The organism is Vibrio sp. QJM3NY_15 (assembly GCF_057785995.1).
The window spans coordinates 1,902,969-1,915,891 of the sequence record NZ_CM173517.1 but is presented as its reverse complement, the minus strand read 5'-3'; the positions used below and the strand labels follow the sequence as shown (position 1 = coordinate 1,915,891).

General features: G+C 43.7%; 10 protein-coding genes. 4 read left to right on the top strand and 6 right to left on the bottom strand.

Annotation, left to right across the window (positions count from 1 at the left end; all coding sequences use genetic code 11):
• The first annotated feature begins 283 nt into the window (after positions 1–283).
• On the top strand, positions 284–1,225 hold the full coding sequence (locus tag AC3CKG_RS08820; protein ID WP_488528180.1) for a precorrin-2 dehydrogenase/sirohydrochlorin ferrochelatase family protein: 942 nt from the start codon (positions 284–286) through the stop codon (positions 1,223–1,225).
• 163 nt (positions 1,226–1,388) lie between these two features.
• On the opposite strand, the gene AC3CKG_RS08815 is transcribed toward AC3CKG_RS08820, so the two are convergent.
• Complete coding sequence (locus tag AC3CKG_RS08815; RefSeq protein WP_004733632.1) at positions 1,389–1,871, bottom strand: YajQ family cyclic di-GMP-binding protein; 483 nt, start codon at positions 1,869–1,871, stop codon at positions 1,389–1,391.
• A 12-nt stretch (positions 1,872–1,883) separates the two neighbouring features.
• Positions 1,884–2,942 carry a 3-deoxy-7-phosphoheptulonate synthase gene (locus AC3CKG_RS08810; RefSeq protein WP_488528179.1) on the bottom strand — a complete coding sequence of 353 codons (1,059 nt, stop codon included), beginning with the start codon at positions 2,940–2,942 and terminating at the stop codon, positions 1,884–1,886.
• 207 nt (positions 2,943–3,149) lie between these two features.
• On the opposite strand from AC3CKG_RS08810, the gene AC3CKG_RS08805 reads away from it, so the two are divergent.
• Together AC3CKG_RS08805 and AC3CKG_RS08800 are read left to right on the top strand one after the other, a co-directional pair.
• Positions 3,150–4,037 (top strand): putative PEP-binding protein, encoded by an 888-nt coding sequence (locus AC3CKG_RS08805; RefSeq protein ID WP_280618327.1) that lies wholly within the window; start codon positions 3,150–3,152, stop codon positions 4,035–4,037.
• A 135-nt stretch (positions 4,038–4,172) separates the two neighbouring features.
• The gene (locus AC3CKG_RS08800) at positions 4,173–4,658 is read left to right on the top strand and encodes a PaaI family thioesterase (RefSeq protein ID WP_017082222.1); all 486 of its coding nucleotides are present in this window, start codon (positions 4,173–4,175) and stop codon (positions 4,656–4,658) included.
• 101 nt (positions 4,659–4,759) lie between these two features.
• On the opposite strand, the gene AC3CKG_RS08795 is transcribed toward AC3CKG_RS08800, so the two are convergent.
• Positions 4,760–6,115, bottom strand: coding sequence for a hypothetical protein (locus AC3CKG_RS08795; protein WP_017106997.1), 1,356 nt, complete (start codon positions 6,113–6,115; stop codon positions 4,760–4,762).
• Between the two features lie 28 nt (positions 6,116–6,143).
• On the opposite strand from AC3CKG_RS08795, the gene AC3CKG_RS08790 reads away from it, so the two are divergent.
• Positions 6,144–7,052 (top strand): CvfB family protein, encoded by a 909-nt coding sequence (locus AC3CKG_RS08790; RefSeq protein WP_102485983.1) that lies wholly within the window; start codon positions 6,144–6,146, stop codon positions 7,050–7,052.
• 294 nt (positions 7,053–7,346) lie between these two features.
• Here the strand turns inward: AC3CKG_RS08790 and rsmF are convergent, their stop codons facing one another.
• The 3 genes from rsmF to AC3CKG_RS08775 all read right to left on the bottom strand — a co-directional run bounded on the left by rsmF (position 7,347) and on the right by AC3CKG_RS08775 (position 12,884).
• Positions 7,347–8,768 carry a 16S rRNA (cytosine(1407)-C(5))-methyltransferase RsmF gene (gene rsmF, locus AC3CKG_RS08785; protein ID WP_102485982.1) on the bottom strand — a complete coding sequence of 474 codons (1,422 nt, stop codon included), beginning with the start codon at positions 8,766–8,768 and terminating at the stop codon, positions 7,347–7,349.
• A gap of 149 nt (positions 8,769–8,917) precedes the next feature.
• Positions 8,918–11,575 carry an MlaD family protein gene (locus tag AC3CKG_RS08780; RefSeq protein ID WP_488528178.1) on the bottom strand — a complete coding sequence of 886 codons (2,658 nt, stop codon included), beginning with the start codon at positions 11,573–11,575 and terminating at the stop codon, positions 8,918–8,920.
• On the bottom strand, positions 11,562–12,884 hold the full coding sequence (locus AC3CKG_RS08775) for a PqiA/YebS family transporter subunit (RefSeq protein ID WP_488528177.1): 1,323 nt from the start codon (positions 12,882–12,884) through the stop codon (positions 11,562–11,564). Before AC3CKG_RS08775 ends, AC3CKG_RS08780 begins: the two co-directional genes overlap by 14 nt.
• Between the last annotated feature and the right edge of the window lie 39 nt (positions 12,885–12,923).

Sequence of the window (12,923 nt, the reverse complement as noted above, 5' to 3'; positions counted from 1 at the left end):
ATTTTGAATGAAATCACAAATCCGAACACAATTAGAATGACCAAATGTTAACTTAATGTAAATAGTGCAGCGGTTCACACTGTTGGTGCAACGAGATTTAGATTTTTATATTGACAATTGACTAGGTAAATATTCTGAATCAATATCACAATGATGAAACATTAAACTTCAGAAAGATTGAAATTTGGTGAATAAATATTTTTATTGCACTCGGATAGTTATTAATATGCTCCAAATTTGGTAGCATGGCTGAATAGTTATTGAAGTCACCTCAAGGAAGAACATGCGTTATTTCCCAATGTTTTTAGATGTAGAAAATAAGCCGATCTTAGTGGTGGGTGGGGGTGAGGTTGCTTGCCGAAAAGTAGATAGCTTGTTAAGAGCTGGGGCGGATGTCACTTTAGTGTCCCCCAAGGTAGAGCCTTACTTAAAGCAGCTTGTTGATGATAATAAAGTCCATTGGGTTCAAAACTTTTATTCTTCACAACTTATCTCGAAAAACTACTTACAAGTGTGGGCAACCACAGACAACCCAGACCTAAATCATCAAGTACATAATGATGCAAAAAAGTTGGGTATTCTTGTCAATGTGGTCGACGACTTACCCTACTGTGACTTCATCACTCCCTCAATGATAAATCGCGGAAGAATCCAAATTGCGATCTCAAGCGGGGGTGCATCACCTGTTTTGGTGAGAAATATTAGAGAAAAACTCGAAACCGTCTTGCCTCAGAATATTGGTTTGATCGCAGACTTTGGTGCATCAAAACGCAATTCGATTAAAGAGTCCTTTCCTACTGTTGATGAACGCCGCAAATTCTGGGAGCGTTTTTTGTCTTCCAGTTTCATCAATCAAGCCACGGAACGCGAGCAACTTGAAGCTTATTATCAGCAATCTTTGGCGGAACCTGTCGATAATGAAGGGCAAGTGACTTGGATTGAGTTCGAGCAAGATGTAGAACTTCTCTCAATGAAGGCGCTGCGTCTGATGCAAGAAGCAGAATTGGTGCTGTCACCTAAAGAATGCCCATTTGATTACATTGACTTGTGCCGCAGAGACGCCGAGAGAGAGGGTTTCAGCAATAGTGGAGAGTTATCGACAAAGCTTGAGAAGGCAAGGGAAGAGAACTTACGTGTGTGTGTGTTTATTCCACCAGTAAGTGTTGAGTTCAATCTATTAATCGGCAAAGACTTGAAACTGTCTTCCGCTAAAGTTATTAGCTAAGACTAGAACTATCTAGTTCAGTTCGTACTTACCTTACGATCCTTGAATAAAACCTCTAGATAAATAAAAAGCCACTTCCGAAGAAGTGGCTTTTTGCTATTTCGAACACGATATTGTGCTGATGAATGAGCAACCTAAATAAGCAGTCGCTAAAACTCAGAAATTAGTCGCGGAAGTTATCAAACTGGAAAGGTTGACCAAGTTCACCGCTACGAACTAAAGCCATAACAGCTTGTAGATCATCACGTTTCTTACCAGTTACACGAACTTTGTCGCCTTGGATAGACGCTTGAACCTTCACTTTGTTGTCTTTGATTAGCTTAACGATCTTCTTAGCAACGTCAGTTTCGATGCCTTGCTTAAAGATAACCGTTTGGTGCCAAGTGCGACCTGTTTGGTCTGCTGCTTTCGCTTCCATCGCGTTCGGATCAACGTTGCGCTTCGTTAAGTTGCTACGAAGAATGTCGCGCATCTGCTTTAGTTGGAAGTCATCTTGCGCTGTCAGTTTTACTGATTCGTCTTTGTAATCGAAGCTAGCTTCAACGCCACGGAAATCGAAACGAGTCGATAGCTCACGGTTTGCGTTGTCTACAGCGTTACGTAGTTCTACTGCTTCTACTTCAGAGATAATGTCAAATGATGGCATTGTGTTCGTTCCTTAAGCTAAATTTCTATCTTTAATTGCAGTTGCAAGCATGTCTAGCATGGTTGCAGTATCTTCCCAGCTTAGGCAAGGGTCAGTGATTGACTTACCGTATTCTAGGTTATTGATGTCAGTCATTGGCTGGTTACCTTCTTTAATGAAGCTTTCTGCCATGATGCCTGCAATTTGGTTTTTGTTAGATTTGATCTGTTCGCAAATGTCTTGTGCCACTTCTAACTGCTTACGATGCTGCTTTTGGCAGTTTGCGTGGCTGAAGTCGACAACTAAGCGTTCAGGAAGGTTAACTTCTGCCAGTTGCTTACATGCGTTTTCAACAGATTCAGCGTCAAAGTTAGGGCCTTTATCACCACCACGTAGAATAACGTGGCCGTATGGGTTACCTGAAGTGCGGTAAACTGTCATACGACCATTCTTGTCTGGAGAATAGAAGTAGTGTGAAGCATGCGCAGCACGAATCGCATCGATTGCAATCTTGATGTTGCCATTGGTTGCGTTCTTGAAGCCTACTGGGCAAGAAAGCGCTGAAGCCATTTCACGGTGAATCTGAGATTCTGTCGTACGAGCGCCAATCGCGCCCCAAGTGATAAGGTCTGCAATGTACTGCCCCGTGATCATATCAAGGAATTCAGTCGCGGTAGCTAGGCCAAGCTTGTTGATATCAAGCAGCAGTTTACGTGCTTTGTTTAAGCCAGTTTCAAGTGCGTATGACCCATCTAGATTCGGATCGGTAATCAAACCCTTCCAACCTACAATTGTACGAGGTTTCTCGAAGTAGGTTCTCATTACAACGAACAGTTCGTCTTTGTATTGGTCTTGAATTTGACTTAAGCGTTCAGCGTAATCAAGTGCCGCATCTGTATCGTGAACAGAACAAGGGCCAACGATAACTAATAGGCGGTCATCACGACCCATTAGGATATCTTCGATTTGGCGGCGAGAGTTTTTAATGCGCTCAGCAACGTCGTCAGTAATAGGGTGTGCATTGCCTAATTCGGCAGGAGTTGGCATAGGACCCAGAGCTTGGGTTCTCAACTCATCAGTTTTTAATGGCATGTGATAGCTTTTTTATTCTATTGCGAAGTGGTTAAGATAACGGAATTGAACAGAGGAATAAACTCTCTTACGTCAAAGTTATCTCAGTTATTGCTAATATTCTTATTTTTATCAGCAGGCCAGCGTCAAATAGGGGATTTTCACTTGTATTAACAGGCAGCTATCGGTATTTTCGTTTGAACACAACATAAAAATGCTGGAGCAGCAATGACTCAAGAAAATCAAAGCACTTTGCACCCAGAACTTGTCTTAGGTGATGTGCTGCCTTCTTATAACGATAATAATAATTCCAACCACTTGTACGTTTCCCTGTCTGAATTGGTCATGGATCGTGTGTTTTATCATCCAAGTATTGAAAGCCATTTAGATACTTTGTCTGATATTGAGAAAACCTCTTTAGACGCGATTCTTGGTGATAAAAGTGTTGATGAACATTTTGTTTCAACCTTAGTTGTCGCTATTCAAGCTGCAGTTCAGCCAAACCATAATGCGGTTCGTGTTGCGCTGAGCAGTGCCGACAGCTATGGGTACCGCTCTCTACTTGGCGGCAACTGCGAAGTTGAAGAAGTAAACCCTGCACTGGGTGTACGCGGTGTAGCGCGTTATGCGACACCAGAATACAGCAAGGCTTTTGCGCTAGAATGTCAGGTGATCAAAACCCTGCGTGAGCAAGGTATCAACGTTGAAATCGTTGTTCCTTATGTTCGAGCACTGAGTGACGCCGCGAAAATCATTGATCTGTTAGCTGAGCAAGGTTTACCACGCGGCTTGAATGGCCTAAAAGTACTCTTCTCGTGTGATGTCCCTTCTGCCGTTCTACTTAGTGAACGACTTCTGCATTACTTTGACGGTGCGGCAGTGAACGTTGACAGTCTGACTCAATTTGCGTTGGGCGTTGATAAGCAGAATGAAGCTCAGCAACATGCGTTTGACCCACAGAATGAAGCGGTGATTACGTTGATCTCTAGCATCGTAAAAGCGACTCAACACGCGAAGAAGCCTGTGCTAATCGTGACTCAAGGTTTGGTCGATTACCCAAGACTTCAAGGGTATATTGCGGATCTGGAAGGGGTTGATACCGTTATTACGGCTTAATCTTCCCTTGTTGCAAGAGTTTGAAAATGAAGAGATATCATGGAGACGTGATATCTCTTTTTTGTAACATTTTTTTGACATCTCTATCGCTAACGGATTAACTGGTCTGCTGACTAATTTGATTAGGTAATCCGAATGTTGACCCCTCTACAAAAAGCAAATTTCTATTTAAGTATGTTTGGCTTTTTCAAAGTGCCATTGATCTGGTTGTGTCGCCCAAAGCTGCTCGCATTGGATAACCAACATGTTGAAGTGAAAATCCCTCTTAAAAGGCGAACGAAGAATCACCTTAATAGCATGTATTTTGGTGTGTTGGCTGTGGGTGCTGATGTCGCAGGCGGTTTTCTTGCCATGAGTAAGTCGCAGCAACAAGGTGAAAAAATCTCGCTGGCATTTAAAGAGGTGACGGGCAATTTTTTGAAGCGCCCTGAGGGAGATGTGCATTTTACGTGTAACGATGGAGAGCTAATCAATACCATGTTGGCTGAAACCATGTCGACTGGAGAGCGTGTTAACCAACCTGTGACCATTATCGCGACTTGTCCGTCTCTGCATGGTGATGAACCGATGGCTGAATTCACACTAACGCTTTCTATTAAGAAAGTGCCTTCTAGAAAGTAGCTAAAAGCTTTGTGGAAACACTAAGAAACGGTGAGAAATGAAAGAGCGGTATGTGGATTTCGCACCCACATACCTTATTTCGTACCCACATCCGCTAAAGACTATGACTCTTGAGTGATCTGCTCGATATCAACGATTTTTGAACGGTTCATTACGATTTTCCAGCGATAATAAGTCGGTTCGCTATCATGATTGTTCTCTTTGATGATCAAGTTCAGCAGGTGACGTTTTTCTACTGACTCACGACTTACTTGACCTTCATTTAGTCGATATACGTTATTTGAACCTTTATCCATCAAACGAGTGAGAGCCCTCAGGCTGACGGACAGTGTTTCACGCGTCTCTTCGTAACCACTCATAAACGTTGATGTCGACATTTCGGTTTGAGAACGATAATGCAAAATTTGTTCTTCGCGCTGAACAACTCGCTTCTTACGAATCAACTGAATTTTGTCCGCTAACTTAGAGAAATTGGCGTAATCCAACCATTCAAGCTTATGACCGACTGACTTATTTGTTGTCGGGTCAAAGTAGCGACGCTTCCACTTTGGTTTTCCTTTGCGCAGCCAACGCCAAAGTATATCCCTTAAATCATCCTTGAAGATTTCACGCAAAGCGTAGATGAATGACATGGACACGATGAAAGACGCGGTAATCTCTCCTAGGAAGTCACGAGCCAATATGACGGTCGTGGTAACCACCACCATGACCAAGCCTGTTGCTATGCCTTTAACGGCTCGCTTCACGTTCTTACCCATCGATGTCGTCTTTTCTTTGAGGACGATAGGGTGCTCAATCAAACGACGCAGCAATCGCATCTTGTTACTCAAACGAGTGACATCTTCTCTAACCTTGGCTGAGTTGTATCGATTCAGCTTGCGGTGAGCGGTTTCTTTATCACAAAGCGTTAATAGGCGTTCTTTGATGGTCGAATATTCACTGCCGCGTGGCATATGGGAAACCAGTGATAAGAACTTCTGCTCTGTGTACCAAGATAGGTAGTTATCTATATTGGCATAGTAACGTTTAAGGTTTTCTTCATAAGGAATGCTTCGGCGCAGTTTCTTTAATATATCGAGAGCCAGTTCGATGACTTCATCTACTTCATCAGCCGTGACATTGTCACTCTCATTTTTATTCAAGCTGCTGACGGCTTTGTCTAACGCGATAACATATTGATAAGCGAACAAACTCAAACTAACACGATACTGCGTGATGGAGAGTCGACCACGTTTTGCTAAACGGCTGTGTACTAGAGGTAGCAGCGTTTTATCACTGTAGTAAGCGCGTTTCTGAGTAATTGAACTGTAGAAAAATGCGCTTTCAGAAAGGACTTCAGGCGTCAGTCCAAGTTCACCGGGAATGAATAGATAAACGTCCATATCGAGCTTTTTTGTCTTAGCCATCGCATGGTTAATTTTAAGTGTTATCGCATCTTGTTTATCAACGGTGATCAACGATGTCTCCTAGAATATAAAAATATGAATGAAACTAGCGAAAGCATATCAGAGATCACGTATAATCACCGCCAAATTTAAAGTAGAGACAATCTTGATGATTAATATTGGTCAAATAAACAACCTAGAAGTAGTAAAACAAGCAGACTTCGGTGTATTCCTTGACGCTAGCGACTATGGAACGGTGTTGCTGCCGAAACGATTTACTCCTGAAGGTGTTGAAATTGGTCAAAAGCTAGATGTTTTCTTATACATTGATTCTGACAACCAGATCGCTGCAACCACTGAAAAACCTATCGCTCAAGTAGGGCAGTTTGGCTTGATGACGGTTGAAGGTGTAAACAGCACCGGTGCATTCATGAGCTGGGGTGTGAAAGGCAAAGACCTACTGGTTCCTTTCAGCGAGCAACGTGGCCGTTTAAACGAAGGTCAGTCAATCTTAGTATATGTATATATTGATAAAGCATCTAGCCGCATTGTAGGTACAACAAAGTTCAACAAGTGGTTAGACAACACGCCTGCGACTTATAAGCAAAACGAGCAAGTGGATCTCATCATCGCTGAACGTAGCCAATTGGGTTACAAAGCAATCGTGAATGGCGAGCACTGGGGCATGATTTTCCCATCCGACATCATCGGTAAACTGTTCATCGGTAAGACATTGAAAGGCTACATTAAAAATGTTCGTGAAGAAGACGGTAAGATTGACTTGTCTCTTCAGAAGATTGGCGTCGCTAAGATGGATGATCTAAGCACTAAGATTCTAGACTTGCTTGAAAAGAAAGGTGGCTTCTTACCATTGAATGACAAGTCTTCACCGGATGCGATTTTCTCTGCATTCAGAACCAGTAAAGGTACCTTCAAAAAGACCATTGGTGGTTTGTACAAGTCTGGCAAAATCTCGATCGACAAAGAAGGCATTCGCTTAACTAAATAAGCGAGTCTGTCGGTCAAAAAGAAGCCCAAACCTTCCTGTTTGGGCTTAGGGGAAAGGGCTCCGAAGAGCCTACGCTAATCGTTGTAATTCTTTGTCTGATAGACTGAAGTCTAGTTTAAATTTCTCGATGTGCGATTTTCCATAACGCAAATAGTGACTTGAATTGATATTTATGTAATTAATCGTTGGTTCGACATTGTTTTTAATCGCACCGAGTTATCTGATGTGAATAGAAAAAGCCCAAACAATTTACGTTGTTTGGGCTTTTTGTTTATTCGCATGCGCTAAGCATAATTAGAACAGGTTCTTATCGCGTACTAGCTCTCGCGGTAAACCGTTCTTCACTCGGTTGCCAACCCACTTACCAAGGCCAATGATCGCGCCGTTGTATTTAACCAGCACTTCGCCTTTACCTGACAAGCCTTCTGGGCGAACATCTCGTCCCATAAACCATTCACGTGCGTCTTCAATATTCAGATCTACAATGTTCGCTTCGTTGCCCGTTGCGAGCGTTGTTGCTACCTGATGCTGCCAGCGGTAGCCTTTCTTATGAGTCTCTGCGATCTTAATGCCCATACGAGAGAAACGGAATTCGCCAATCATCGGCTCTAGTGCTTCAGGGAATAGCCAAACGTCTTTGTCACGAATCCATACCTGGGTGTCACTTGGTAACTCGATATCCAGTGCACCTAAAAGCTGATCAGCGACTTCTTGCTGCGCTTTCTTATTGGCTTTTTCAAATGGGAATTTACCCAAACGCTTTTTCACTTCTGGTGGCGTCACAGAAGCAAGTTTACGAATACGTGCAACGAAGAAACCTTCCGAGTCATAAACCTGCGGGAAGATATGAAGAAAGCCTTCCTCGGTCGTGGTTGCTTTTGCATTGTCGAACAAGTTTTCTAAAGACTCGAACTCAACTGCGTCACCAAACATCTCTTTTAGGTGATGACATACTTGTTGGTTCTCTTCGGTACTTAATGTACAGGTTGAGTAAACCAAAACACCATTAGGTTTGAGAGCATGAAAAGCACTTTCAATCAGATCTTTTTGAGTGTCGGCAATATCGACCACAGACTGATAAGTCCAGTTCTTCATTGCATCGGCGTCTTTACGAATCGTACCTTCACCAGAGCAGGGTGCGTCTAACAACACAGCATCAAATTGCTCTGGTAGCCAGCCGCCGAAGACTCTGCCATCAAAGTTACTTAGGGCTGCATTACGCACGCCACAGCGCTCGATGTTGGCGTGAAGGACTTTCACACGGCTTGCTGCGTATTCATTAGCAACCAGTACACCACGGTTATTCATCAAGGCCGCTATTTGAGTCGTTTTTGAGCCGGGTGCAGCAGCAGTGTCTAACACGGCTTGATAATTCTCTTCACCTTGGAATAGAGCTGACGGTGGCATCATCGAGCTGGCTTCTTGAATGTAGAATAGGCCGGACATGTGCTCTGCTGTATTGCCTAAAGGCGCTTGACTTTCATCTGCAGTGATCCAAAAACCCGTTTCACACCAAGGTACTGGTTCCAGTTCCCAACCTTTGTCTTTCGTGCGTACGAGGAAATCTTCAACACTGATCTTCAGTGTGTTCACTCGAATACTTTTACGAAGTGGCTTTTGACAAGAAGCGACAAATGAAGCCATATCTAGATGGCTTGGCATGATGCCTTCAATATGAGTCAGGAATTCTTCTGGGATATATACGTTAGCGTGCAAAAGGGTATCTCGATTTATAGCGTTAATGCGCGCAGTTTAAAGCAAAATGAGATTGTCCTAAACCAAATTTGCTTCAAACAATAAAAATGCAGCCGTTTGGCTGCATTTTAAGTTGAATTGTGTGTGTTTCAGTGTAGAAACTTAGTTCACTAAGGGCGAGGTATGGCGGTTCTCCAAGATTTCCATTCATCCTCGGCTTGAGGATACAAATAGAAAGATTGGTCTTCTTCTGCCAACGGTTGGAGTTCATTCGTTGGTGGCGTTGAGAAAGTAATCCCGCCTCTTAACAAGCTATCTACTGTACCAGCCTTGATGTTTGCGCCAGACAAACCGATAGAGACATCAACCCCAGATACATTCCAAAAAACGCTGTTTGAGCGAATCAGATAGGCGAATTCAGGTTTGATTTGAATGGTTGAGATAATACGGTCAGCGAATTCACCTAGCTGTACGTCAATCACAGAACCAATCTCTAGTTCTCTGAATAGAATCGGTGTGCCTTCAGATACCGAACCTCTTGTTTCACTCTGCAACGTAAACACTTTGCCTTCAGGTTGAACGGGGCCTTGGCTGAGCTTAAATGCCGTAGTTTTTTCGCCTTTTCCTGGTTCTACATTGATGTGTTTAGAGAGTAGTGCTGATACGTTTTTGATACCGTTTAGGCCGATCTCCGGTTCTGCTAACCAAAAGTGGCTGTTTGCGACGGCTATTTTCTCAACGTATTCCGGCAAAACGCGAGCGGTAATTTCGATGCCACCTTTGTTAAAGTTCGGAATCACGAGAGTCACTTCACCAACTGTTACGCCCTGATACTTGATCGCCATGCCCTTGCTGACTTCTTGGTCGCCAGAAGAGGTGATGGTAATCGCACGGCCAAACTTTCTTGCAGATTTCGAATCGGCATATAGCTTCCAAACGTTACCCAGCTTGTTGTCGATCCCTGGTAGTGAATCAAAGGCAATACCGCCTTGAATCAGCGTTTTAACCGGTGCGGCTTTAATGCTGATACCTGATAAAGAGGCATCGACTTCAACACCTGAGCGATTCCAGAAAACCGTGTGCTTGTTGATCAAGTGCGTGTAACGGTTTTCGATGGTTACTTCGATTCTTACGCCACCATCTGCAAGCTGAAAGTTAGAAATACTACCGACTTGAAGGTTACGGTAGAGCAGAGGACTTCCTTTCGAGATAGAAGGCAGTTCACTGGCAAACAACGACATCTTTTTAGAGCCAGTTTGATTGAACTTCGCGATCTCTGCTAATGACTTACTTTGGAATAATTGATAGTTAGAGCGAGACTTACTGTTGCCTTCACTCACAAAGCTAATAGAGCCACTCAACAGTTGTTTGGCTGGCGGTACTGTGACGCTTAACCCTGACTCTGTAAGCTCTGCCGTTGCACTGCCTGTCACGAAGAAGCGGTTATTGCTTTTGATAAGGTGTGCATATTGGTTGTCGATCAGCGCGTCCATAAATACTTCATGCTTGTCGCTACCGGTTCCAACACTTTCAACCAGCCCAACATCAATGATTGAACCAACGGCTATGCCTTTATAAAGCAATTGGGTTCCGACATCTAAACCAAATGAATTGTTAGAGGTTAGACGAATCGCTACAGACTTTTCTTGCTCCTGACTGAATTCGTTCTTGCGGATAGCGGTAAATCGGCGAGATTTTTCACCTTCACCGGGTACTAATGTCAGGAAGTTACCTGTCACTAAATTAGCAAGGTTTTTCATGCCCGTTAGAGATAGTTCAGCCTCTTCTAGAACGAATTTACTTCCGCTGTTTAAAAAGTCACTGAATGCAGGTTGAATAGCGGCAGAAGCGACGACGTTTTCACGACCTTTACTCAACGATAGATCGGTAACCTGACCGATTTCGATCCCTCGGTACATGATAGGTGCACCAGTTGTGCTGATCTTGTTGTCGTCTGGTACTGCTATTTTGATTGAGATACCACGACCCGCGGTCTTGAGATCGGGGTAGAGTTTGAATTCAGTGTTCATCTCGACTGGCTGGCCTTCTCCCGGAGAGTCGACCGCAATGGAGCCGCCAAGCAGAGCACTTAAGCTCTCTAATCGTACGTCAACACCGGAGAAGCCGATACTCGCCCCCAAACCGCTTACATTCCAAAAACGACTTTGGTCGGTAATGATATGGCTGTATTCGTCTTTGATGGCCGCTTGAATGGTTACCGACTTAGCATTCTCATTGAGTTGATAGTTATAAACTTCACCAATCGGGATCTTGCGGTAAACAATTTGTGAACCGACAGATACGCCGCCGAGGTCTTTGGTCGTCAGAGATATATTGAGACCTTCGGACGCCAATAAGTCAGAAGGTGACGATTCCAAGGCGTGAAACACCGTTTCTGGTTTTTCTTTGGTTTCACTAGGGTGAATCGCAATATAGTTACCCGAAACTAGGGCGTCTAAACCAGAAATGCCAGATAGGCTTGCTGTTGGTTTCACTAGCCAGAAACGTGTTCCCTTTGAAAGAAGCTTTTGAGCCTCAGGATAGATGTCTGCATCAACATAAATGCTTGAGAGGTCTTTGGACAACGTGATATCACGAACCATACCCACTTCTAAACCTTGATAGCGAATCGTGGTTCGTCCTGCGACTAACCCTGCGGCATCCGAGAAGTAGATCTGCACACGTTGTCCTGCGTCGTGTACTGACTTCATAACCAGCCAACCAGCAAGTGCTACGGTTAGAATCGGCAGAATCCACAAAGGCGAGATCCCTTTGTTTTTTCTAACTTCTGGTGAATATGACGTTTGTGATTGGTTATTGTTGTTCATTCACTGACTCATCTTTAGAGGTGTGGTTATCCCAAATTAGCCTAGGATCTAAGCTTTCCGCTGCCAGCATTGTCATAACAACAACGACACCGAAAGCCACAGCACCATAACCTGGTGTAAAGTTTAAAATTTGTCCACGGTCGACCAATGTCATCATGATCGAAATAACAAAGAGATCCATCACCGACCATTTGCCGACCCATTTCACGATGAAATAGATGATCATTCTTTGCCTATGATAGCGTGCTCGTTTCATTTGAATACAAAGCAGTATGTACGTAAGACCGAGAATCTTGGCCACTGGAACCACAATACTTGCAATAAAAATAATCGCAGCGATGCCGTACATATCAGTATTGATGAGTGAAGCTACACCCGAAATGATCGTGTCTTCTAGCCTTTGACCGTTGGTGATTACGATTGAAATTGGAATCACGTTCGCGGGTATTATGGCAACGGATGCTGCAAATAACAGTGCCCAAGTCTTTTGTATAGAGTAGGGCTTGCGGTGATATAAGTCATGGTGACAACGGACACAAGCGTCACCTTCAGGCTGAGATAGGTGGCAGTTGTGGCAGTGAACATTTTTGTTCTCTTCAAAAGAGTAGTCTGATTCTTGAGCCCAAGCTTCCCAGTAACGTCGCACACTAATGCGGCTTACCAGTAGAACACTGAATAGCTGCAGTAGAATCAATCCAATTAAACCGGGGCCAACAAAAATATCGGAATAGTCTTGTAGTTTGAAACATGAGATAGCCACACTCACCAAAAACACATCCAACATCATCCAATGCTTTAAGGTTTGGATAATCGCTAGCGAATAACGAAATGGTGTGAAAATTTTAAAACGCAATGATGCGTGTGTGATAAGCACAGAAGTACAAACAAGGAACGGCGCGATAGAGCTGCAGAATAAAATGAGTAACCCAAGCAGTGGGAAGCCTTCTCCCATTAAGGTAAAAACACCCGATGGCAGTGTGGCTGGTATCATTACGCCAATCAGGCGGATACTGATGAAATCAAAGAAATGAGAAGGGATAAATAGCAATAAACAGGTGACTGCGATGGCTAGGTTTCCAGAGAGGCTAGGCGTGCCTCCGCGGTATAATTGAGTTCCGCACCTAGGGCAGTAAGCTGACTTCCCATGTGGGATGTCCATCTTGTCTATTGGAAGTTCACAGCCTTGGCATAGTCGTACAGAACTACTGTCGCACAAGTGCTTACCTTGTGGTTGTCCGGACGATGGTTGATCGCTTGGTAACGATTCAGCGGTGACAGGATGAGAGGGGGAGGTCACAAGACCTCCCAAGTTGAAGCGTTGGTCAAAACATCGAAATGACTTAACTTA